The organism is Phreatobacter sp., assembly GCF_030691135.1.
Classification (GTDB): domain Bacteria; phylum Pseudomonadota; class Alphaproteobacteria; order Rhizobiales; family Phreatobacteraceae; genus Phreatobacter.
The window spans coordinates 1-20,676 of record NZ_JAUYFA010000032.1; the positions used below are offsets into that span (position 1 = coordinate 1).

Here is a 20,676-nt window from a genome sequence, read left to right on the forward strand (position 1 = left end):
GGCCGGCGAGCCGGCGCGCCGCGCGCGCCACCGCCATCATCTCGTCGAGCTTGCCGTTGCAGTGGAGCACGACGTCGCATCCCGCGGCGTAGGAGAGACGGGCGCGGTCTCCGAGCGAGCCTTCGAGCGCGTTCATCGACAGGTCGTCGGTCATGACGAGCCCGTCATAGCCGATGGCTCCGCGGATGACGGACTGCATCACCCGTCGCGACGTCGTCGCCGGACGGCGCGGATCGATCGCGGTGTAGACGACATGGGCGGTCATTGCGAGCGGCATGTCGGTCAGGGTGCGAAACGGCAGGAAGTCGTTGTCCAGCGCAGCGCGCGGCGCATCGACGACGGGGAGCGCGGCGTGGCTGTCGGCCCCTGCCCTGCCATGGCCGGGAATATGCTTGATGACCGGCAGGACCCCGCCGGCGAGCAGGCCTTCCGCCACCGCACGGCCGAGGACCGCAACCTCGTCCGGTGCCAGGGAGAAGGCCCTGTCGCCGATGACGTCATGGGCACCGGCCACCGGCACGTCGAGCACCGGGGCGCAGTCGACGGTGATGCCAAGGCTCAGGAGGTCATGGGCGATCAGCCGGCCGGCGAGCCGCGCCATGGCGCGTGCGTGCAGCGGGTCATTGGCAACCAGGCGGGAAAATACCCGCGCCGGCGGATATTTCGGCCAGAATGGCGGTGCGAGGCGCTGCACCCGCCCACCCTCCTGATCGATCAGGACGGGCGCGTCGGCTCGCCCGACGGCATCGCGAAAATTGCTGACCAGGCGACGGATCTGTACGGGATCGGCGCAGTTCCGCCGGAACAGGATCAGGCCCCAGGGATCGAGATCGCGAAAGAAGGCGATCTCATCCGGCGACAGGGCAATGCCGGCACAGCCAAGAATCAGCGCCTTCTCGGCCATGGCCTTGCGGCGCCGGTCAGTTGAGGACGCAAGAGCCGCCGGCCGTCCTCAGCCGCTGGCACAGACCCTGGGCCTCGTCGCGGGAGAACGGGCCGACCCGCAGGCGGTGCCAGGTGCCGCGGCCGGGGATTTCCGCGGTCCGCACGTTCGGCGTCTGTCCCTGCAGCATCGGGAAGCGGCGGACCGCCGTCGTGAAGGCCGTGCGCGCTTCCTGATCCGACTGGTGCGAAGAAATCTGGACGAAGGTGCCGCCACCGGACGTGGACCCGGTGGAAACCGACGCCGTCCGCTGGGGACCAAGATCGAGGGGCTGCGTCTGGGCCACGGGGCGTGCCGGAGCGCGGCTAGGCTCGACCGAGGTCGCGGCCACCGGCTCGGCCCGTGCGACCCGGATCGTCTGCACCGGACGCGGCGCGGGAACGGGCGATGAACGGGCATCGGCGGCAGCCAGCGCGGGGGCCGAGGCGGGAACCACGGACAAGGCCGGCTGCGGCGCGACGGGAACTGCCGGACGCGCTGGAGCCGACTGGCTCGGCGTCTTGATAGTGCCGTCCGGGCCGACCTGAACGGTCCGCACACGACGCGGCTCTTCGGGAACGCGGGACTGGATCGGTGCTGCAGCCAACGGCGCGGCGGGTGCCGTGACAGGCACCGCATTGACGGTGCGCACGACGGGCTGGCCGGGATCGGTGACGACGCCGGACGAGGCCGCCGGTGCCGGAAAGAGCGGAATGACGCGGGCGGGCGTCGGCGGTTCCTGCACCTGTGCGGCCTGCTCGCGAACACTGACGGGGCGCTCCTCGCGCGTCACGACACGGTCGGCACCGGCGGCGCGATCAGCCACGGGTCGCGACTCCTGCGCCTGCGGCGCGGCGACGCGAACGGGGCTGGAATCGGCCCGCACGATACGCGGCTCGCCACCGGAGGCGCCCGAGCCATCCATGGCGCGATAGGCAAACACGCCGCCCCCGCCGATCAGCGCGAGGGCAACGATCGTCACGACGGCCGTGACGCCGGCACGACGCCGGCGCGGCGGAGCATCATCGGGATAGGCGTAGACGTCGCCATCAACAGCACCCTGCGGCGGCGTGGCATGGACGTCGGGTTCGCGGGGCTGATGGGCCCGCATCGCATAGACAGCCCCGGCTGCACCGGCGACACCGACGGCGCCGACGGCGCCGACGGCGCCGGCTGCCATGTAGGCCCCCGTATGGCCCTCGCGCAGCCTCTCCCCTTCGCCAAAGGACCGTTCGAACTCCGCCGCAAGACGACGCTCGAGATCATCGGCGGCAGCGGCCTCGCCGGGCCAGGCCTCGTGCGATCCGCGCAACGCGTCGATGGCCATGCCATCGTCGGCTCCGGAGACCTGGGCTGCCTCGCGGTGCTTGGTGAGCTCGGCTTCGAGGTCCTCCCAGTCGATACCCTGGTCGTCCGAGGCCGGGGCGCGGAGCGGCATGGCGGGAATGGCAATCTCGTCCTCGACGGCGTCGGACGGCGCTGCGGCGGGATCGGCGGGCGAACCCCGCGTCCGGGCCACCGCTTTCAGGAGATCGGCATAGCCGTCGTCCTGGCCGATGATCCGCGCGAGATCCGCAAGCGGATCACTGCCCGGACGGCCTGCAACTGCCGGCTCGGGCTCGCGGGCCTCGCGGTCGTATGAATCGTAGTCGCGATAGCTACGCACACTGTTCTCGTTGGCCATGGGCCCCGCCGTCGGTGGGCGCCGCAAACGAATACGCGCGGCGCGATCAACGCATTTCTTCGACGGCCTCGACGCCGAGGATCGCAAGACCCGATCTGAGAACGGTCACGATACCCTGGACCAGCGCAAGGCGCGCCTCCGTTATTTGTCGATCATTTTCCATAATGAAGCGTAAATGCGGCGAATCTTTCCCGCGATTCCACTGGGAATGGAGGTCGGACGCAAGCTCATAAAGATAGAATGCGACACGGTGTGGCTCATGCGCCTGCGCCGCAGCCTCGATCAGCCGCGGATACTGCGCCAGGCGCTGCACGATGGCGATCTCGCCCGGGTCGTCCAGCCGGTCCAGCGGTGCGGCGGCCAGCGCCTGTGCCGAAAGGTCGAGATCAGCCATGGCGGCCTTGGCGTTGCGCAGGATCGACCGGCCGCGCGCATGGGCGTACTGGACGTAGAAGACCGGATTGTCCTTCGACTGTTCCTTCACCTTGGCGAGGTCGAAATCGAGGGTCGCGTCGTTCTTCCGGTAGAGCATCATGAAGCGGACGGCGTCGCGGCCGACTTCGTCGACGACCTCCCGCAGCGTGACGAAATCACCCGAACGCTTCGACATGCGCACCGGCTCGCCGTCGCGGAACAGCCGCACGAGCTGCACCAGCTTGACGTCGAGCGCGGCGCGCCCGCCGCTGATCGCCTTCAGCGCCGCCTGCATCCGCTTCACATAGCCGCCGTGGTCGGCGCCCCAGACGTCGATCTGCTCGAGGAAGCCGCGATCGGCCTTGTCCTTGTGATAGGCGATGTCCGAGGCGAAATAGGTATAGGACCCGTCCGACTTCATCAGCGGCCGGTCGACGTCGTCACCGAAGGCGGTCGAGCGGAACAGCGTCTGCTCGCGCTCCTCCCACTCGTCGTCATCCGCGCCCTTGGGCCGCTCCAGCACGCCCTCGTAGATCTGGCCGTCGGCGCGCAGGCTCGCGATGGCGCCGCGCACCTTGTCCACGGGTGCCTGCAGCGATCGCTCGGAGAAGAACACGGCGTGGCGCACGTTGAGGGCGGCGAGGTCGCCGCGGATCTCCTCCATCATCGCCGCGATCGCCGCGTCCCGGCAGATCGGCAGCCACTCCGCCTCGGAAACATGCAGGAGGCGGTCGCCGTGTTCCGCCTTCAGCGCCTCGCCGACGGGCTTCAGGTAGTCGCCGGGATAGAGCCCTTCCGGAATCGTGATGGTCTCGCCGAGCGCCTCGCGGTAGCGCAAATGGGCGGAGCGGCCGAGGATCTGCACCTGCGCGCCCGCATCGTTGATGTAATATTCACGGGTGACGTCGAACCCGGCGACGTCCAGCAGGTTGGCCAGCGCATCGCCGAACACCGCGCCACGGCAGTGGCCGACATGCATCGGACCGGTCGGGTTTGCCGAGACATATTCGATATTGACCTTGGCGCCCTTGCCGACGGAGGCGCGTCCGAAGGCCTCGCCCGCTTCGACCGCCGATTTCAGCACGCGCGGCCAGACCGATGACTTCACCGTCAGGTTGATGAAGCCCGGCCCGGCGATGTCCACCTTCGCCACGTCCGGCACCGCGGTCAGGCAGGCAGCGATCTTGTCGGCGAGGTCGCGCGGCTTCAGGCCCGCCTCCTTCGACAGCACCATGGCGGCGTTAGTGGCGAGATCGCCATGCGTCGGATCGCGCGGCGCCTCCACCACGATCCGGTCGAGGGCGGCCTCCGACAGGACGATTCCCTCGGAGGCGAGGCCGGCGACGGCCGTGCGCACGTGCTGGGTGAAAAGAGCGAAGATGTTCATGCCGAACCCTGACCAGAAGCGGTCGCCTCTAGCGCAGATCGGGGGTCTGGGCAAACAGGCGGCGGTGTTCGTCGAGTGCGTAGCGGTCGGTCATCCCCGCGATGTAGTCGGCGGCACGGCGGGCGCGGCGCGCCTCATCGAGCAGCGCAACGCCCGCCGACCATTGCGGCGGCATGGCGCTCGGATGCTCGAAATAGGCGGCGAAGAGGTCGCGCACCACGCCGGCCGCATCGCGGCGGATCGGCACGACCCGCGGATGCCGGTAGACATTGGCGAAGAGGAAGGCCTTGATCCCCTCGTCATAGGCGCGGATGGGCGCTGAGAACTGCACCAGCGTGCGACCACAGCGGCGGATGTCGTCGGCGCTCGCCGGGGCCAACTCGCCAATGGCGCGCGTCGCCTCGGTGATGACGTCCTCCACCAGGCGCGTGATCACCCGGCGCGTCAGTTCGTTGATCTCCCGCGCCTTCTCCAGTGTTGGATGGCGGGCCCGGATCTCGTCGAGGAACTGACGCGCCAGCGGCACGGCGCCTCCGAGGTCGTCGAGCGTGAACAGCCCTGCCCTGAGCCCGTCGTCGATGTCGGCGGCGTCATAGGCGATGTCGTCCGCAATGGCCGCGACCTGGGCCTCGGCGCTGGCATGGGTCGCAAGGTCGAGCGGCTGCAAGGCATCATATTCAAGGATGGCGACGGGGATACCGCGGGCACGGTAGCGCTCGGTCGGCGTACCGTCGGGGGCGAGCAGCGGTCCGTTGTGTTTGACCAGACCCTCGAGCGTCTCCCAACTGAGGTTCAGCCCGTCGAAGCCGGCATAGCGGCGCTCCAGACGCGTCACGATCCGCAGGGACTGGGCATTGTGATCGAAGCCGCCATAGGGCCGCATCACCTCGTCAAGGGCATCCTCACCCGTGTGGCCGAATGGCGTGTGGCCGAGATCATGGGCGAGCGCCAGCGTTTCGGCGAGGTCCTCGTCCAGCCCGAGCGCACGCGCGAGCGAGCGACCGATCTGGGCCACCTCGATCGTGTGGGTCAGGCGCGTGCGGTAATGGTCGCCTTCCGGAGATACGAAGACCTGCGTCTTGTGCTTCAGCCGCCGGAATGCGGTGGCATGGACGATGCGATCGCGGTCGCGGTGGAACTCAGTGCGGGTCGGCGAGGCCGGCTCGGCCACCAGCCGGCCGCGGCTCGTGCGGGAATCGCAGGCATAGGGCGCGAGAGGCGGATAGAAATAGCTCGCGACAGCCATGCCGGTCTCCGGACGTTCCGTCGCCCCGGATGCACGATCCGGCCGACAGTTTCCGCACAAAGGCCCCGGGGCGATTGACCGGGGCCATGGGCGCACATACCTATGGGACGTCCCTGCCGCAAGTCGGGAGGCTGCCCTTTCCTGTGTTTCCGGCCTTGAACCGGGGAGACAAGCTCATGACCACCGATGTCGACACCCTCGCCCCTCCGGTGACGGTCACCGACCGTGCCGCGGCCCGCATCGCCAAGATCATGGTGGGCGAGCCGCCGGGCTCGATGCTGCGCATTTCGGTCGAGGGCGGCGGCTGCTCGGGCTTTCAGTACAAGTTCGATTTCACCACCACCCGCAACCCCGGTGATTTCGCCATCGTCAAGGACGGGGCCACCGTGCTCGTGGACGAGATCTCCCTGCCCTACATGGCGGGCACGCAACTCGACTGGGTCGACGACCTCATCGGCTCGGCCTTCAAGCTGCAGAACCCCAATGCCACAGCCAGTTGCGGCTGTGGCACCAGTTTCACGGTCTGATCAGTAGAGGGTGGCGGCGAGGCGCGCGGGCAGCGCCTTGTCGTAGGCCTCGACGTCGAAGCCCGCCCCCGCGCCCTTGAGCATCTGGCCAGGGGTCGGCAGTTCCGACCGGTCGCGCTGCGCCGCCGGATCCCAAAGCCGCGAGCGGACCAATGCTTTGGCGCACTGGAAATAGACGCTCGCCACGGTGATGACGAGGCCTGTGACCGGTACCTTGCCGTCCAAGGCCGCCGGCTCCAGCAGTGCGGGGTCGGTGGTGATGCGGCCATGGCCGTTGATGCGCAGGGTCTCGGCGACGCCCGGCACGAGGATGAGCAGCGCGACGCGCGGGTCCCGCACGATGTTCAGGAGGCTGTCGATGCGGTTGTTGCCGCGCCGGTCCGGGATGAGCAATGTCGTCGCGTCGAGAACGCGGATGAAGCCCGGCGGATCGCCGCGCGGCGTCGCATCGAGCCCCTCGGGTCCGGCGGTGGCGAGGACACAGAAGGGCGAAGCTTCCACCAAGGCGCGATATTGCGGTGTCAGCGCCGGAACCTCCTTGGTGAGCGAGGCCTCGCTGGCCGGCCCGTAGAGAGCCCTCAGCCCCTCTTCGCTATCGATCCACATGAACCCGTCTCCTGTCGGCTGCTGTCATGGCAGAGGCGACCGTATCCCAAGCTGTCGCTACACTGCCCCCTACAAGAATCGCAGGACCCGTCATGATCGTCGCCACGTGGAACGTCAATTCCGTCAAGATCAGGGTGGAAAACACCCTCGCCTGGCTGAAGGAGCGCGACCCCGACATCGTCTGCCTGCAGGAACTGAAATGTGTCGACGAGGCCTTCCCGCGCGAGGCTTTCGAGAGCGCAGGCTACAATGTCGCGACCCACGGCCAGAAGACCTATAACGGCGTCGCCATCCTCTCGAAAATGCCGCTGGAGGACGTGACCTCGCGCCTGCCCGGCAACGAGAAGGACGAGCAGGCCCGCTATCTCGAGGCGGTGGTGTCGACAGCCGCCGGAGCCGTCCGCGTCGCCAGCCTCTACCTGCCCAACGGCAATCCCCTCGGAACCGAAAAGTTCTCCTACAAGCTGAGCTGGATGGACCGGCTCATCCGCCACGCCCGCGAGCGGCTGGCGCTGGAGGAGCCCTTCCTCCTCTGCGGCGACTATAACGTCATCCCCATGCCCGACGACGCAAAGAACCCGAAGGACTGGGTCAACGACGCGCTGTTCCAGCCGGAATCGCGCGCCAGGTTCCGTCAGCTCGCTGCTCTCGGCTTCACCGATGCGCTGAGGGCCTGCGACGATTCCGCCGGGCTCTATTCGTTCTGGGATTATCAGGCGGGCGCCTGGCCGCGGAACAACGGCATCCGCATCGACCACCTCATGCTCTCGCCCCAGGCCACCGACCGGCTGGTGACGGCCGGGATCGACAGGCACGTGCGCGACTGGGAGAAGCCGAGCGACCACGTGCCCGTGTGGTGCGAGATCAGGGCCTAGCGCGCGGCTCGACGCGCATTGGCATGCCGCCGTCGGGGCGCAGCGTCAGCCGGATCGTCGGCAGCGGCTGGTGGCCGGCGATCGGGATGAAGCGTACGGCGCGCACAAGCGTGGCGAGAATCGCCACCGCCTCCGCCATGGCGAAGGCGGCGCCGATGCAGATCCGCGGTCCTGCGCCGAAGGGCAGATAGGCGCCGCGGTGGAGCGCGCGGGCGCGCGCTGGCGCGAAGCGGTCGGGATCGAACGCCTCCGGTTCATCCCAGATCAGATGGTGGCGATGCACGGCGTAGACAGGCACATAGACCGGCGTGCCGGCGGCAATCCGCTCGCCGCCCAGCGTCACGTCCTCGCTGGCGATACGCGGAATGAGTGGCGCCGGCGGATAGAGGCGCATGGCCTCCTGGACGACCTGTTTGACATAGACGAGCTCGTCGATATGGCCGGCCTCGACCGGCCCGTCGCCGACGACCCGCCCGACCTCTTCCAGGAGGCGCGCCTCGACGTCTGGAGCGTTGGAGAGGAGCCAGATCGCCCAGGTCAGCGCGAGGGCCGTTGTCTCGTGACCGGCGACGACGAAGGTCAGGAGATTGTCGGCGAGTTCTGCGTCCGTCATCGCCCGCCCTGTCTCCGGATCGGCGGCGGCAATGAGAAAGTCCAGAAGGTCAGGTGTTGTGCCGGACCGGGCGCGCCGCTCCGCAATCACGCGCGCCATTTCCCGCCTGAGGAACAGGTTGCCAGCCCGCGCGCGCCGCTTGCCCGGATAGGGCACCCAGGACGGGATCCGCAGGATGGACAGGGCGGCGATCCAGCCGACCGTATCGAAATAGTGGGAGATCTCCGCGCCGAACCGCCGGGTGTCGAAGCTCGCCGCGCCCGACAGCATGGTCTCGACGATGACGTCGAACGTCGTCGCCATCATCAGCTCGGCGACATCGACGGTCTCGCCGCCACGCGCTTCGAGAGCGCTGGCGGTCCGCGCGGCGGCTGCATGAAAGGACGGGACGAATCCGAGGATCGTCGCATGGCGGAACGGTGGCGCCGCGGCGCGGCGCTGCCAGCGCCACTGCGCGCCCTCTGCGGTGAAGATCGAATCGTTGCCGACGGCCGGGCCGATGGTGCGGCGGATGATCGGCGCCTTCGTAAAAACGGCGGCCTTGGCGACCAGCACCTCGTCGATGAGGACGGGGTCCATGACGAAGAGCAGCGGCCGTCCGGCGAACGACTGCCAGAACAGCCGCTCGGTGAAGAGCGGTCGCGGCCACGTCTCCAGCGGGTTGCGCACCAGCGTCGGCAGGAGTTTCACGAGGCCGAGCGCTGCCGGTGGGTGGTCGACGGAACGCGGCGTGAAAAGGAGCGACAAGACCTCGGTCATCGTCGTGCCTCCGTCACCGCCGGACGGTCTTGATCCAGGTCTCGACCATCCGCAGCGCGACACCGCGCTCGTCGTCGGAAGCCTGCCGCATGGCCTCCTCGTACATTTCGCTGATCCACGGCTCGTTCTCGCTCGCCGATTCCTTGGCGAGCGTCAGGAACATCAGTCCCCGCGGCGCGGCACGCGGCACATCGCGACCGGTGAACAGCATGTGACCGAGAACGGCCTGCGCCTGGTGGTGGCTCTTCTGTGCCGCGAGCTGCAGCCAGCGGGCCGCCTGCCGCGGATCGCGCGGTGCGCCCTTGCCCTCGAGCAGCATGCGCCCGAGGCGGAACTGGCCGTCGGCGTCGCCGAAGGTGGACGCCGCATAGAAAAAGAGCTCGACCGCCTTGCCTGGATCGGGCCGAACATAGGTGTTGGGAATGCCCTCGACGAGGTAATTGCCCATGGCGACGAAGGCGGAGGAAATGAACCGCGCATCTGGCGAGTTCGGTCCCTCCTCGCGCCGCGTCATGGTGATCTGGCGGAAGGTCTCGAAGGCTTTGAGGTCGGACCGGGCGACGCCCTCGCCCTCCATGTACATCCGGCCGAGGCGCCAGGCGGAAGCCGCATGGCCGCCGCTCGCGGCATATTGCAGAGCGGTCACGGCTTCGGCGGTACGGCCGTCGCGCAGGGCGCGGCCATAGGCGCGGAAGGCGTCGAGAGCTGAACGGGCATCCCCGGCAGGCTGGCCGTCGAAAGCCCACGCGCCACCCGTCGGCAGAGCTGCCGCCAAGACCGTCGCCACAAGGACGACATGCACGTTGAGACGATCAGATATCCGCATAGACGTGCTTTTCCCCGGCGCCGCCCGGATGGGTCACCGCGCCGTCAACTGCAGGTCCGACCTGCTGGGCGAATTTCCAGATGGCGCCCGAGCCGAATTCCGTAGGCTTCGGGCCTGTCCAAGCCTTCTTACGCGCCCGCAATTCGGCAGCCGTAAGGCGAACTTTGAGCGTTCCCTTGACGGCGTCGATTTCGATCATGTCGCCGTCGCGCAGCAGCGCGATGGGACCGCCGACCTGCGCCTCCGGCCCGACATGGCCGATGCAGAAACCGCGCGTCGCACCGGAAAAGCGGCCGTCGGTGATCAGGGCGACCTTGTCGCCCATGCCCTGGCCGTAAAGCGCGGCGGTGGTCGCGAGCATCTCGCGCATGCCCGGTCCACCCTTCGGGCCCTCATAGCGGATGACGATGACCTCGCCGTCGCGGATGGTGCGGTCGGTAACCGCCTTGAAGCACTCTTCCTCACGGTCGAAACAGCGCGCCGGCCCCTTGAACTTCAGGGTCTTCATACCGGCGACCTTCACGATCGCCCCGTCGGGCGCAAGATTGCCCTTGAGGCCGACGACGCCGCCGGTCTTGGTGATGGGCTTCGTCGTCGGATAGACGACATCCTGGTCCGGGTTCCACTTCACCGAAGCAAGGTTCTCGGCCATGGTCCGGCCGGTCACGGTCATGCAGTCACCGTGCAGATAGCCGCCGTCGAGCAGCGCCTTCATCAGAAGCGGAATACCGCCAGCCTCGAACAGATCCTTGGCGACATATTTTCCGCCTGGCTTCAGGTCGGCGATATAGGGCGTCTTCTTGAAGATCTCGGCGACGTCGAAGAGGTCGAACTTGATCCCGCATTCATGTGCCATGGCCGGCAGGTGGAGGGCGGCATTGGTCGAGCCGCCCGACGCGGCGACGACTGTCGCGGCATTCTCCAGCGCCTTGCGGGTGACGATGTCGCGCGGGCGGATGCCGCGGGCGATCAGCTCCATCACCTTCTCGCCGGCGGCGTAGCAGAAGGCGTCGCGGATGTCGTAAGGCGCCGGTGCACCCGCCGAATAGGGCAAGGCGAGACCGATGGCTTCCGACACGGTCGCCATGGTGTTGGCGGTGAACTGGGCGCCGCAGGCACCTGCCGAAGGCGCGCCCACCCGCTCGAGCTCATCGAGGTCCTCGTCGGACATGGCGCCGACCGAATGCTGGCCGACCGCCTCGAACAGGTCCTGGACCGTCACCTGCCGGCCGCGGAACGTGCCCGGCAGGATCGAGCCGCCATAGATGAAGATCGAGGGCACGTTGAGCCGGATCATCGCCATCATCATGCCCGGCAGCGACTTGTCGCAGCCGGCGAGACCGACCAGCGCGTCATAAGCATGGCCGCGCATCGACAGTTCGACCGAGTCGGCGATGATCTCGCGGGACGGCAGCGAGGACTTCATGCCGGCATGGCCCATGGCGATGCCGTCGGTGACCGTGATGGTGCAGAACTCGCGGGGCGTGCCCTGGGCGGATTCGACGCCCTTCTTGACCGCCTGCGCCTGGCGCATGAGGGCGATATTGCAAGGCGCGGCCTCGTTCCAGCAAGTCGCGACGCCGACGAAGGGCTGGTGGATCTGCTTGGTCGTCAGGCCCATCGCATAGAGGTAGGATCGGTGCGGCGCCCGCGACGGGCCTTCCGTCACGTGCCGGCTGGGCAACTTCGCCTTGTCGTAGGTGAAACCGCTCATCGGACAGCTCCCGCATGGAACGAGCCGGGCGGGACGCTGGGCGAACATTGGAGACGAAATACAGGTGTCATCTACGCCGGGGCCATAGAAAGGTTCCACGCGAGAGCGGGAACGGGGATGTTTACCCTTGAATTCTAGCGCTTCGGCCTGTGGCGGGATTGCGGCAAAACATGGTGAACGGATCTTCGCGCTGCGCACTGTTGCAGGCTGTTGCCGAAAGGACACGAAAAGGCAGGCGCGCTGGACACGTCGGCCTGCCCGGTCAGACAAAAAAAGCTGAAATGGCCTACTTTCCGACCTGCCGGCCCGCTCAGCCGAGCGCCGCCAGTCGCTGAAGCGCCGCCTCGACGCTCTTGCGCCGCTCCGCTGCCTCGGCCCGCTTCTCGTGCTGCTCGGCGACTACGTCTTCGCCGGCGCGGGTCATGAAATTGGCATTGTTCAGCTTGGCATCGCAGCGCGCGATGTCGCTCTCAGCTTCCTTCAGCGCCTTGGTGAGGCGCGACCGCTCGGCAGAGACGTCGATCAGGCCCGCCATCGGCAGGGCGAGCGTCTCGCCGCGCACGACGATCTGCACCGATCCTGCCGGGGCCTCGGAAGACAAGGTCAAGCCCGAGAGCCTCGCAAGACGGTTGAGCAGATCGCCATAACGCTCTGACAGAGATCGCGTCCTCTCGGATGGCGACAACAGGACGAGCGGCACCTGCGTACCCGGCGCGACGTTCATCTCCGCGCGGACCGAGCGGATGGCGGTGATGGCGTCCACCAGCCAGCCGATTTCCGCCTCTGCCGCCTCGTCCACCAGTCCGTCGAGAACCGGCCAGGGGCTCAGCGCCAGAACGCCCTCGCGGGCGGGCCCCGTCTCGCCCGTCACCGCCCACAATTCCTCGGTGATGAAGGGCATGAAGGGGTGCAGCAGTTTCAGGATCTGGTCGAGGGTCCAGGCGGTCGCCGCGCGCACCTCGGCCTTCGCCGCCTCGTCAGTGCCGGTGAAGATCGGCTTGGCGAATTCGAGGAACCAGTCGCAGAAAATGTTCCAGACGAAGCGATAGGTGGCGCCGGCCGCCTCGTTATAGCGATAGGCCTGGATCGCCGCCTCGGTCTCGGCCACGGCCTTCGCCGTCTCGCCGACGATCCACCGCGCGAGCGTCGTCTTCACCGCAGCGGGGTCGAAACCGGAGACACGCTGGCACTCGTTCATCTCCGCGAAGCGCGCCGCGTTCCACAGCTTTGTCGCGAAGTTGCGATAGCCCTCGACGCGCGAGCGCGCGAACTTGACGTCCGAACCCTGGCTCGCCTGGGCGACCAGCGCGAAGCGCAGCGCATCGGCGCCGAACTCGTCGATGAGGCCGAGTGGATCGACGACATTGCCGAGCGTCTTCGACATCTTGCGACCCTTGTCGTCGCGCACGAGGCCATGGATAACGACGTCGGAGAAGGGTTTGTCCCCCATGAAGTGCAGACCCAGCATCATCATCCGGGCGACCCAGAAGAAGATGATGTCGAAGCCGGTGACGAGGGTCGCGGTCGGATAGAACCGCTTCAGTTCCTGCGTGTCGTCCGGCCAGCCGAGCGTCGAGAAGGGCCAAAGGCCTGACGAGAACCAGGTGTCGAGCACGTCGGGGTCGCGGGTCAGCGGGACCCCTGCCCGGCAGAAATGCGCGTCCGCCTGAGCCTGAGCCTCGGCTTCGGTCGCCGCGACGAAGACCGCGCCGTCCTCGGCATACCAGGCGGGAATCTGGTGGCCCCACCAGAGCTGGCGCGAGATGCACCAGGGCTGGATATTCTCCAGCCAGCGGAAATAGTCACCGGCGAAGCGCTCCGGCACGAAGCGCGTCTCGCCGCTGCGGACAGCCGCGAGCGCCGGCTTCGCCAGGGTGGCGGCGTCGACATACCACTGCTCGGTCAGCCAGGGCTCGACTACCGCGCCACCGCGCTGGGCATGCGGCACCATATGGGTATGCGGCTCGATCTTCTCGACCAGCCCGAGCGCCTCCAGGTCCGCCACCACCTTTTTGCGCGCTTCGAAACGCGGCAGGCCGCGATAGGCCTCCGGCGCGTTTTCGTTGATCACGGCCGCAGCGTCGAAAATGTTGATGAGCGGCAGGTCGTGCCGCTTGCCCACCTCGAAATCGTTGAAATCGTGGGCCGGCGTGATCTTTACCGCGCCCGACCCCTTTTCCGGATCGGAATAGGTGTCGCCGACGATCGGAATTTCCCGGCCGACCAGCGGCAGCACCACGGTCTTGCCGATGAGATGCCTGTAGCGCTCGTCCTCGGGATGAACGGCAACGGCCGTATCGCCCAGCATGGTCTCGGGCCGCGTCGTCGCCACCGTGATGAACTGCGTCGGGTCATCCTTCAGCGGATAGTTGAAGTGCCAAAGGTGGCCCTTCACCTCGAGGGAATCGACCTCGAGGTCGGAGATCGCCGAGCGGAACTCCGGGTCCCAGTTGACCAGGCGGTTGTCGCGATAGATCAGGCCGGCCTTGTGCAGGTCGACGAAGACCTTGGTGACGGCGCGGACCATCTGGTCCGAGGCCTCGCCATGCGCACCCATGGTGAAGCGCTCGCGCGACCAGTCGCAGGAGGCGCCGAGGCGCTTCAGCTGGTTGAAGATGGTGCCGCCGCTCTCGGCCTTCCACTCCCAGACCTTCTCGATGAAGACCTCGCGGCCGAGATCGCGCATCTGGATCTGCTTGTCCGCCAGCTGGCGCGACACGACGAGCTGGGTCGCGATGCCGGCATGGTCCGTACCCGGCTGCCAGAGCACGTCCTTGCCGCGCATGCGCTCGTAGCGGCACAGCACGTCCTGCAGCGTGTTGTTGAGGGCATGTCCCATATGCAGCGAGCCGGTGACGTTCGGCGGCGGGATCATGATCGCGTAGGTTTCGGCGCCCGCACGGTCGGGCCGGCCGGCCCTGAAGGCCTCGGCCTTGTCCCATGCGGCCGCGATGCGGGCCTCGATATCCTTGGGCGAATAGGTCTTCTCGAGCATGACGGTCCGGCGGCTGTGCGGCGATGGGTGCGCACCAAAGCCGCGCCCGGACCGAGAAGTCAACATTTCTGCCATGCGAAGCCGTGACTTGCCGCAGTGCGGAAACAGGGCACATAGGCTGTCGATGACACAGCCCGACGCCGATGTCCTGCCTCCCGACGCCGTGCCGTGGCGGGCGCTGTTCCTCCTGGGGTCGGCCTCCTTCGCCTCGTCCGCGGGTCTGCGCTTCTGCGATCCGCTGCTGCCCAAGCTGGCCGACGCCTTCCAGACCACCCCCGGGGCCGCTGCGATCGTCGTCACCGCCTATGGACTGGCCTATGGCGGTTTCCAGCTCGTCACCGGCCCGCTCGGCGACCGCTACGGCAAGGTTCGCATGATCGCCCTTGGTGCCACGCTCTGCGGCCTGTTCACCCTCGCCTGCGCCTTCGCGACCTCGCTGGAGCAGATCGCCCTGTTTCGCTTCCTGGCGGGGCTGACGGGCGCCGCCATCATTCCCAATTGCCTCGCCTTCATCGGCGACACGATTCCGCTCGCCCAGAGACAGGCGGTGCTGGCGCGCTACATGATCTTCATGAGCTCGGGCGCCATCAGCGGCCAGGCCGTCGGCGGCCTGCTCGCCGACGCCTTCGGCTGGCAGGCGGCCTTCGTCATGGTCGGCGGATTCATGATCGCCGCCGGCCTGACGCTCACCATCCAGTTGCGGAGCAATCCCGTCCTGTCGCGCCGTATCGCGGTTCCTGCCGGCGGGCTCGCCGGCTCGTTCCGCCAGATCCTCGCCAGTGGCCGCACCCCGCTCGGCCGCCTCGTCCTGGCGACGGTGACGGTGGAGGCCGTGCTCTATATCGGCGCCTTCACCTTCGTCGGCGCCCACCTGCACGACAAGTTCGAGGTGAGTTTCACGGTCATCGGCATCATGACCGCGCTGGCAGCCGTCGGCGCCGTCGCCTATTCGTCCTTTGCGCCGATGCTTCTGGCGAGGTTCTCGCAATCGAGCCTCCTCGCCATGTCCGGCGCGGCCTTCAGTGTGAGCTTCGTGGTCATCGCACTCTCCCCGTGGCTCTGGCTGGTGGGCGTGGCGATCGTGCTTTGCGGTGCAGCCTTCGCACTGTTCCACAACGCGCTGCAGATCATGGCGACGCAGATCAATCCGGAGGCCCGCGGCGCCTCCATCGCGACTTTCGCCTTCTGCTTCTTCGCCGGGCAGACGCTGGGTGTTCTGTGCACCAGCGTAATGTTCGACCGCTACGGCCCCGAACCGATCTTCCTGGTGGCGGCGGCATTGACGCCCATCATGGCCCTGGTGTTCCGGGCCCGCCTCAAGGCCATGCAGAAGACCTGAGCCGGTTCAGCGACCAGGACCGCGCGATACGCGCTCGATTTCGGCCCGGACGAGCCGCTCGACGAGTTGCGGCAGGTTGTCGTCGAGCCAGGTCTTGAGCATCGGACGCAGCATGTCGCGGAGCAGATCCTCGATGGTGCGGTTCCCGCCGACCATCATGGAACTCGCCAGGGAGCCGAAGGCCGCACCGACGGCGGCATTGGCCTCGGCCGAGAGCAGCGGAGAGGCCGCGACCAGCGGGGCCGGTGCGGCATAGCGCTCCGGGGGAGAATCGATGAAGTCCAGATCGGCCCGCTGGGAGATCGGCTTGATCATGCCCATCCGTTCGGGCACGGCGTCGGCCTTACTCAGCTCGAAAATGTCGGGTTCGGGCGGCGCGGCTTTCGGCGGAGCCGGGGGCGGTGGAGGCGGAGGAGGCGCCGGTTCCTCGTCCATCGCGTCGAACCCGGCGAGAAGCGCGTCGATATCGTCCTGGGACTTCGGCGCTTCCTCGGCGGCCGGTTCCGGCGCCGGCGGAGGTGGCGGCGGAGCGGCCTTGGCAGCCGGCGCCTTGGCCGGCTCGTCGTCGGCGATGATCCTGCGGATTGACGCCAGGATTTCCTCCATCGACGGTTCGTTCGCCTTGGCCGCCTGTGACATCCCCGCCCACCTCAACCGTCGCACGCATCAGAAGCGAAGGGCAAAAATTCGGCCCAAAAGCCGAATCGCTCCCGAATCAACTGCGTCGACTATGCACCGCCACGGCATATGTAGCCAACGCGCGCCGCACCGATCCACAGCCAAAGTCGGCAGCGGATTGACGCGGGATCAGCGGCCGTCCGGGGTGCGAACGCCGATCCACTGGTCACGGACCTGATTGTAATGTGTGGTGGGGTCGAAAATCTCGGTGCGCAGCGCCAGGCGGCTGCCGTTCAGGCGCCCCATGGCGGAGAGGACCGAATAGGACAGCACGACGCGGTCACGCTGGGCGCGAACCAGCGCGACGCGGGCTTCGGTCAGGGTTTGCGTCGCGTTCAGCACGTCGATGATGGTGCGCTGGCCGACCTTGTACTCCTCGCGAATGCCGTTGACCGCGATATCCTGCGAGCGCACCTGCACTTCGGCCGCCTGGATCTGCGCGCGCGACGCCTCGAGCGCCGCCCAGGACTGGGTCACCGCCTGCCGCACGCTCGCCGCTGCCGTCTCGATCTGGATGCGGCGTTGGCCGTAGCTCTCCTTGGCCGCCCTGATCGTCGCGTAGTCGCGCCCGCCATTGGCGAAGATCGGAATGGTCAGCGTCATCCCGACGGCCGCCGACACGGATTGGCCGCTTGCGGAGGACTGCTCGGCGGCACGGGTCAAGCTCGCCGACAGGCCAAGCGTCGGATACAGCGCCGATTCGGCGATCCGCACCTGAAGAAGCTGCGAATCGGCGCCGTGGCGGGCGCCGCGGATCGCGGGATGCTCGGTCTGCCCGGCGATGACGGCCGCGTCGAGGTTGCGGGGCAGCAGCCGCTCGATGGTGCGGGCAGGCGTCAGGCGGGCCGGCTGGACGCCGACCTGCTGCATGTAAACGGACCGTGCATTGGCGAGGTCGGATTCGGCACCGGTCGCCACCGCGATCGCCGCCTGAAGCGCCGATTCGGCGAGCGCCACGTCGGTGCGCGTCACCTCGCCGACATTGAACCGATCGCGGGTGGCGCGGAGCTGCTCGCGCAAAACCTCGACGTTGCGGCGTCGGAGGTCGAGGACCGCCTGCTCGCGCAGGACATTCATGTGGGCCGTTGCCGAGGCGAGGAGGACGGTCTGTTCGGCATTGCGCAGGGTCTCGCGCGCCGCCAACACGTTCTGGTCGGCCTGGCGAACCGAATTGGTGGTGCGATTCCCGTCGAACAGCGGCTGGGTGACCGACAGCGTAGCGGCCCTCGGAGCCGAGCGGATCGCCCGCGAGGAGCCTGGACCCGTTCCGACATAGGTCGAAGCGCCGACGCTCGATTCATTGTATTGCCCTGCCGCGGTAATCGTGGCGTTGACGGACGGGCGATAGCCCGACAGGGCTGCCGGAACCCCCTCGTTCGCCACGCGAACGCCCGCACGGGCGGCATTCAGGTCTGGATTGTTGCGGTAGGCCTGGACGAGGGTCTGCTCGATGGACTGGGCCTGAGCGAGCGGGGCGGACAAAATGATGGAAGCGAACGCAACGGACACTACCGTCGCGGAGCGCGCACGAGACCTCGTGGCTCCGGTCATGGACAACACCTGCTTTTTGGCGCCACCCCGGAGCGATCCGCCACGACCCCAAGGCACTGGCGACAAGGGTTAATGAAAACCGCGCGCCGAGGGAACCCCCGCAGGCGGTCTAGTCCACGCTTCCCTGCCCCTGTGGGACAAGTCGGCAACACCTGTCGCTTCGTCAGAAGACGAAGCCGCGCGGCTCGGCAAAACCCGGCAACAAGGGAATGGCGGCGTCGAAAGCCGGTCTCACGCTGAACTCCTGGCCGATCCTGACATGGACCATGCATTTTGCGGCGCGCCCGGTCCCGACGACCGCCACGAGACGCCCGCCCTCGTTCAATTGCGCGAGCAAGCTCAGCGGAACGACCTCGGCGGCGCCCTGCAGGAGAATCACGTCGAACGGGCCGCGGTCCGCGGCTCCCGCGGCGAGCGATCCCTCGACGACTGTGACATGGGGCTCGCTGCCGAGCGCGGCGCGCGCTTGTGCCGCGAGTTCGGTATCCTCCTCGAGCGCGACGACCGAGCCGGCGATCCTTCCCAGCACCGCGCTGGAATAGCCGGTAGCGGAGCCCACATCGAGAACCCTGTCGGCTGTGCCGATAGTCGCGGCCTGGATCATCCGCGCCAGGACCATGGGCTCGACAAGGTAGCGCGCTCCGCGGCTGCCGTCCTCACCCTTCACGGCGAGGTCGTCGTCGAGATAGGCGAGAAGTCGCAGCGCGTCGGGGACGAAGTTTTCCCGCGGCACTGCCATCAGCGCGTCGACGATGCGACTATCCGTCACGTCATTCACGCGGATCTGGGTATCGACCATGGTCCGGCGCGCCCGGGCAAAATCCATCATGGGCTCAATCCCTCGATCGCGGCACCGTCACGATGCCATCAGGCCGTCTCGTCGTGTCGTGTTTACCGGTGGTGCAGCCGAAAACGCAAGGCGCGTGACGTCAGCCGTGGGTTGTTGCGAGCCCCCCCGCCACCATGCTAGAGCGAGCGCTCTCCGCGCCGGCTCGTCCGGCGATTTCGGGATGGCCTCGTGGCGGAGTGGTTACGCAGAGGACTGCAAATCCTTGCACCCCGGTTCGATTCCGGGCGAGGCCTCCACCCTTCTCGACAAAACTCAACTCTTCTTCGGCTGCAGGGCCGCGTTCACCCGCGGCCAGCGGCGGCCGATGGTGATCGTTAGTCGCCGGCGCGAGCGCCGCATACGCGGACTGTCGACCGAAAGAATCACAAAACCGACAGGAAACATCCAGGGGCCGAGCACCGGCAGGAAACTGAGCATGCCGCCGGCGATGAACGACCATCCCAATGCCTGCCTCTGCAAGCGCGTGCCCGGCAGCCGGTAGCGCCGACCGAAGACGACGGCCGAAACCGGCGGGCGGCCGATGACATCCGGGGAAACGGGTTCGAAGCTGGGCGGTCTGACGGTGTCCATGACGTTCAGTCATGACGGCGGCAACCCTTAGGATCAATGGTCTGCACGACCAAAATGTCACCCGGCGACGATTGGCCCTTGGCAATGGCGAAGCACCTGTGTTATTCGCGCCGCTCTCACGACGAGCACGTGATCCTCGGTAGCTCAGTGGTAGAGCAACCGGCTGTTAACCGGTTGGTCGCTGGTTCGAATCCGGCCCGGGGAGCCAATTCGAAGAACCCCCGAAGCGCAGACGCGCTCCGGGGGTTTTTCTTGTTCGGGCGGGCGAAGTACCATTAGGTCAGCGGTCGAAATCTGCCGTAAGCACATTGCGTTGGCCGTCCCGCCGGTACCCGACGAAGCGCGTCATTTCCTTGACCAGATGAACCCCGAGCCCACCGACCTGCCGCTCCTCGACCGAAGCGGTGACATCGGGCGTCGCAGCTTCCACCAGCGGATCGAAAAGCGGAGCCTCGTCCTGGAAGATGAGCGACAGTGCATCCGGCTTCGCCACGAGACGGATATGAATCCAGCCATCCTCGCGATCGCGGTAGCCATGCATGATGGCGTTCATGGAAAATTCTTCGGCGACCAGATGAAGCTTGAACCGCAACTCATCGGAGAGGGCCTGGGCTTCGCACCATGCGTCGATGAACGCCACGATCCGATCGATCTCTTCGATGGTGCTGCGTGCTTCGATCTCGGCGAAGTCCATGAGTCGACCTAAGACGAAGCGGCGGAGGCGGCCTCGTCGACAGTGTCCGTCAAGGTCAGGATTGACAGGAACCCGCTCACCGAAAACACTTGGCGGACATTGTCTTTAAGGCCGCAGACGACGAAACGGCGCCCGGGACCGTTCAGCTTTTTGGCCGCCACCAGCACAAGTCGGAGCCCGAAACTGCTGATATAGTCGACGCCCGAAAGATTCAGGACGATGCGGTCGCTTCCCCCGGCGATCCGGGCACCAATATGGGTGTCGAGCGTTTTCGAGGTCACCCCGTCCAAACGGCCGCTGACGCTCACCACCAGCACGGTGTCGCGATTTTCCTCATTGATCGTCAATGTCATTGGTCAACCTGTTCCCGCTCCGAAACAAAGACATGCTCGCTTGACCAAACGATGACAACGGCTCTCATGAGAT

18 protein-coding genes and 2 tRNA genes are annotated in these 20,676 nt (G+C 67.1%); 5 read left to right on the forward strand and 15 right to left on the reverse strand.

Going from position 1 to position 20,676, the window contains the following annotated elements; translation table 11 throughout:
• The 4 genes from nagZ to Q8O26_RS05085 form a co-directional block, all read right to left on the reverse strand.
• The coding region (gene nagZ / locus Q8O26_RS05070; protein WP_305574123.1) for a beta-N-acetylhexosaminidase at positions 1-904 on the reverse strand (904 nt) is incomplete at its 3' end.
• 16 nt (positions 905-920) lie between these two features.
• Positions 921-2,588 carry an SPOR domain-containing protein gene (locus Q8O26_RS05075; RefSeq protein ID WP_305574125.1) on the reverse strand — a complete coding sequence of 556 codons (1,668 nt, stop codon included), beginning with the start codon at positions 2,586-2,588 and terminating at the stop codon, positions 921-923.
• A gap of 64 nt (positions 2,589-2,652) precedes the next feature.
• Positions 2,653-4,407, reverse strand: a complete 1,755-nt coding sequence (argS, locus tag Q8O26_RS05080) for an arginine--tRNA ligase (RefSeq protein WP_305574127.1) — start codon at positions 4,405-4,407, stop codon at positions 2,653-2,655.
• A 28-nt stretch (positions 4,408-4,435) separates the two neighbouring features.
• Positions 4,436-5,653, reverse strand: a complete 1,218-nt coding sequence (locus Q8O26_RS05085) for a deoxyguanosinetriphosphate triphosphohydrolase (RefSeq protein ID WP_305574129.1) — start codon at positions 5,651-5,653, stop codon at positions 4,436-4,438.
• 176 nt (positions 5,654-5,829) lie between these two features.
• Here Q8O26_RS05085 and Q8O26_RS05090 point away from each other — a divergent pair, with 176 nt between their 5' ends.
• A complete protein-coding gene (locus tag Q8O26_RS05090; protein WP_305574131.1) occupies positions 5,830-6,180 on the forward strand; it encodes an iron-sulfur cluster assembly accessory protein in 351 nt (116 codons plus the stop codon).
• On the opposite strand, the gene Q8O26_RS05095 is transcribed toward Q8O26_RS05090, so the two are convergent.
• Positions 6,181-6,786 carry a pyridoxamine 5'-phosphate oxidase family protein gene (locus Q8O26_RS05095; RefSeq protein WP_305574133.1) on the reverse strand — a complete coding sequence of 202 codons (606 nt, stop codon included), beginning with the start codon at positions 6,784-6,786 and terminating at the stop codon, positions 6,181-6,183. It abuts the gene before it with no gap.
• A gap of 92 nt (positions 6,787-6,878) precedes the next feature.
• On the opposite strand from Q8O26_RS05095, the gene xth reads away from it, so the two are divergent.
• Positions 6,879-7,661: an exodeoxyribonuclease III gene (xth, locus tag Q8O26_RS05100; protein ID WP_305574135.1), complete on the forward strand. Its 783-nt coding sequence runs from the start codon at positions 6,879-6,881 to the stop codon at positions 7,659-7,661.
• Here xth and Q8O26_RS05105 read toward each other — a convergent pair.
• The 4 genes from Q8O26_RS05105 to Q8O26_RS05120 form a co-directional block, all read right to left on the reverse strand.
• Positions 7,651-9,033 (reverse strand): cytochrome P450, encoded by a 1,383-nt coding sequence (locus Q8O26_RS05105; protein ID WP_305574136.1) that lies wholly within the window; start codon positions 9,031-9,033, stop codon positions 7,651-7,653. The genes xth and Q8O26_RS05105 overlap by 11 nt on opposite strands.
• A gap of 13 nt (positions 9,034-9,046) precedes the next feature.
• The gene (locus Q8O26_RS05110; protein WP_305574138.1) at positions 9,047-9,859 is read right to left on the reverse strand and encodes a tetratricopeptide repeat protein; all 813 of its coding nucleotides are present in this window, start codon (positions 9,857-9,859) and stop codon (positions 9,047-9,049) included.
• Positions 9,846-11,573 carry a dihydroxy-acid dehydratase gene (gene ilvD, locus Q8O26_RS05115; RefSeq protein WP_305574140.1) on the reverse strand — a complete coding sequence of 576 codons (1,728 nt, stop codon included), beginning with the start codon at positions 11,571-11,573 and terminating at the stop codon, positions 9,846-9,848. Before ilvD ends, Q8O26_RS05110 begins: the two co-directional genes overlap by 14 nt.
• Positions 11,574-11,883: 310 nt before the next feature.
• Complete coding sequence (locus Q8O26_RS05120; RefSeq protein WP_305574142.1) at positions 11,884-14,568, reverse strand: valine--tRNA ligase; 2,685 nt, start codon at positions 14,566-14,568, stop codon at positions 11,884-11,886.
• A 124-nt stretch (positions 14,569-14,692) separates the two neighbouring features.
• Here Q8O26_RS05120 and Q8O26_RS05125 point away from each other — a divergent pair, with 124 nt between their 5' ends.
• Positions 14,693-15,907: an MFS transporter gene (locus Q8O26_RS05125; RefSeq protein WP_305574144.1), complete on the forward strand. Its 1,215-nt coding sequence runs from the start codon at positions 14,693-14,695 to the stop codon at positions 15,905-15,907.
• A gap of 6 nt (positions 15,908-15,913) precedes the next feature.
• Here the strand turns inward: Q8O26_RS05125 and Q8O26_RS05130 are convergent, their stop codons facing one another.
• The 3 genes from Q8O26_RS05130 to Q8O26_RS05140 form a co-directional block, all read right to left on the reverse strand.
• Positions 15,914-16,546 (reverse strand): PopZ family protein, encoded by a 633-nt coding sequence (locus Q8O26_RS05130; protein WP_305574146.1) that lies wholly within the window; start codon positions 16,544-16,546, stop codon positions 15,914-15,916.
• A gap of 168 nt (positions 16,547-16,714) precedes the next feature.
• Positions 16,715-18,094, reverse strand: coding sequence for a TolC family outer membrane protein (locus Q8O26_RS05135; protein WP_305574148.1), 1,380 nt, complete (start codon positions 18,092-18,094; stop codon positions 16,715-16,717).
• A 205-nt stretch (positions 18,095-18,299) separates the two neighbouring features.
• Positions 18,300-18,965: a protein-L-isoaspartate O-methyltransferase gene (locus tag Q8O26_RS05140; protein WP_305574149.1), complete on the reverse strand. Its 666-nt coding sequence runs from the start codon at positions 18,963-18,965 to the stop codon at positions 18,300-18,302.
• A 183-nt stretch (positions 18,966-19,148) separates the two neighbouring features.
• On the opposite strand from Q8O26_RS05140, the gene Q8O26_RS05145 reads away from it, so the two are divergent.
• Positions 19,149-19,222 (forward strand) — tRNA-Cys (locus Q8O26_RS05145).
• A gap of 16 nt (positions 19,223-19,238) precedes the next feature.
• Here Q8O26_RS05145 and Q8O26_RS05150 read toward each other — a convergent pair.
• Complete coding sequence (locus Q8O26_RS05150; protein WP_305574151.1) at positions 19,239-19,556, reverse strand: hypothetical protein; 318 nt, start codon at positions 19,554-19,556, stop codon at positions 19,239-19,241.
• A 133-nt stretch (positions 19,557-19,689) separates the two neighbouring features.
• Here Q8O26_RS05150 and Q8O26_RS05155 point away from each other — a divergent pair.
• Positions 19,690-19,764: transfer RNA gene (locus tag Q8O26_RS05155), tRNA-Asn, on the forward strand.
• A gap of 72 nt (positions 19,765-19,836) precedes the next feature.
• Here Q8O26_RS05155 and Q8O26_RS05160 read toward each other — a convergent pair.
• Both Q8O26_RS05160 and Q8O26_RS05165 read right to left on the reverse strand, forming a co-directional pair.
• The gene (locus tag Q8O26_RS05160) at positions 19,837-20,250 is read right to left on the reverse strand and encodes an ATP-binding protein (RefSeq protein WP_305574153.1); all 414 of its coding nucleotides are present in this window, start codon (positions 20,248-20,250) and stop codon (positions 19,837-19,839) included.
• 8 nt (positions 20,251-20,258) lie between these two features.
• Positions 20,259-20,603 carry an STAS domain-containing protein gene (locus Q8O26_RS05165; RefSeq protein WP_305574155.1) on the reverse strand — a complete coding sequence of 115 codons (345 nt, stop codon included), beginning with the start codon at positions 20,601-20,603 and terminating at the stop codon, positions 20,259-20,261.
• Between the last annotated feature and the right edge of the window lie 73 nt (positions 20,604-20,676).

Excerpts from the sequence above, each read along its gene's own strand:
- argS (WP_305574127.1), bottom strand. The coding sequence starts at position 4,407 with ATGAACATCTTCGCTCTTTTCACCCAGCACGTGCGCACGGCCGTCGCC.
- Q8O26_RS05085 (WP_305574129.1), bottom strand. The coding sequence starts at position 5,653 with ATGGCTGTCGCGAGCTATTTCTATCCGCCTCTCGCGCCCTATGCCTGC.
- Q8O26_RS05090 (WP_305574131.1), top strand. The coding sequence starts at position 5,830 with ATGACCACCGATGTCGACACCCTCGCCCCTCCGGTGACGGTCACCGAC.
- Q8O26_RS05095 (WP_305574133.1), bottom strand. The coding sequence starts at position 6,786 with ATGTGGATCGATAGCGAAGAGGGGCTGAGGGCTCTCTACGGGCCGGCC.
- xth (WP_305574135.1), top strand. The coding sequence starts at position 6,879 with ATGATCGTCGCCACGTGGAACGTCAATTCCGTCAAGATCAGGGTGGAA.
- Q8O26_RS05105 (WP_305574136.1), bottom strand. The coding sequence starts at position 9,033 with ATGACCGAGGTCTTGTCGCTCCTTTTCACGCCGCGTTCCGTCGACCAC.
- Q8O26_RS05110 (WP_305574138.1), bottom strand. The coding sequence starts at position 9,859 with ATGCGGATATCTGATCGTCTCAACGTGCATGTCGTCCTTGTGGCGACG.
- ilvD (WP_305574140.1), bottom strand. The coding sequence starts at position 11,573 with ATGAGCGGTTTCACCTACGACAAGGCGAAGTTGCCCAGCCGGCACGTG.
- Q8O26_RS05120 (WP_305574142.1), bottom strand. The coding sequence starts at position 14,568 with ATGCTCGAGAAGACCTATTCGCCCAAGGATATCGAGGCCCGCATCGCG.
- Q8O26_RS05125 (WP_305574144.1), top strand. The coding sequence starts at position 14,693 with ATGACACAGCCCGACGCCGATGTCCTGCCTCCCGACGCCGTGCCGTGG.
- Q8O26_RS05130 (WP_305574146.1), bottom strand. The coding sequence starts at position 16,546 with ATGTCACAGGCGGCCAAGGCGAACGAACCGTCGATGGAGGAAATCCTG.
- Q8O26_RS05140 (WP_305574149.1), bottom strand. The coding sequence starts at position 18,965 with ATGATGGATTTTGCCCGGGCGCGCCGGACCATGGTCGATACCCAGATC.
- Q8O26_RS05150 (WP_305574151.1), bottom strand. The coding sequence starts at position 19,556 with ATGGACACCGTCAGACCGCCCAGCTTCGAACCCGTTTCCCCGGATGTC.
- Q8O26_RS05160 (WP_305574153.1), bottom strand. The coding sequence starts at position 20,250 with ATGGACTTCGCCGAGATCGAAGCACGCAGCACCATCGAAGAGATCGAT.
- Q8O26_RS05165 (WP_305574155.1), bottom strand. The coding sequence starts at position 20,603 with ATGACATTGACGATCAATGAGGAAAATCGCGACACCGTGCTGGTGGTG.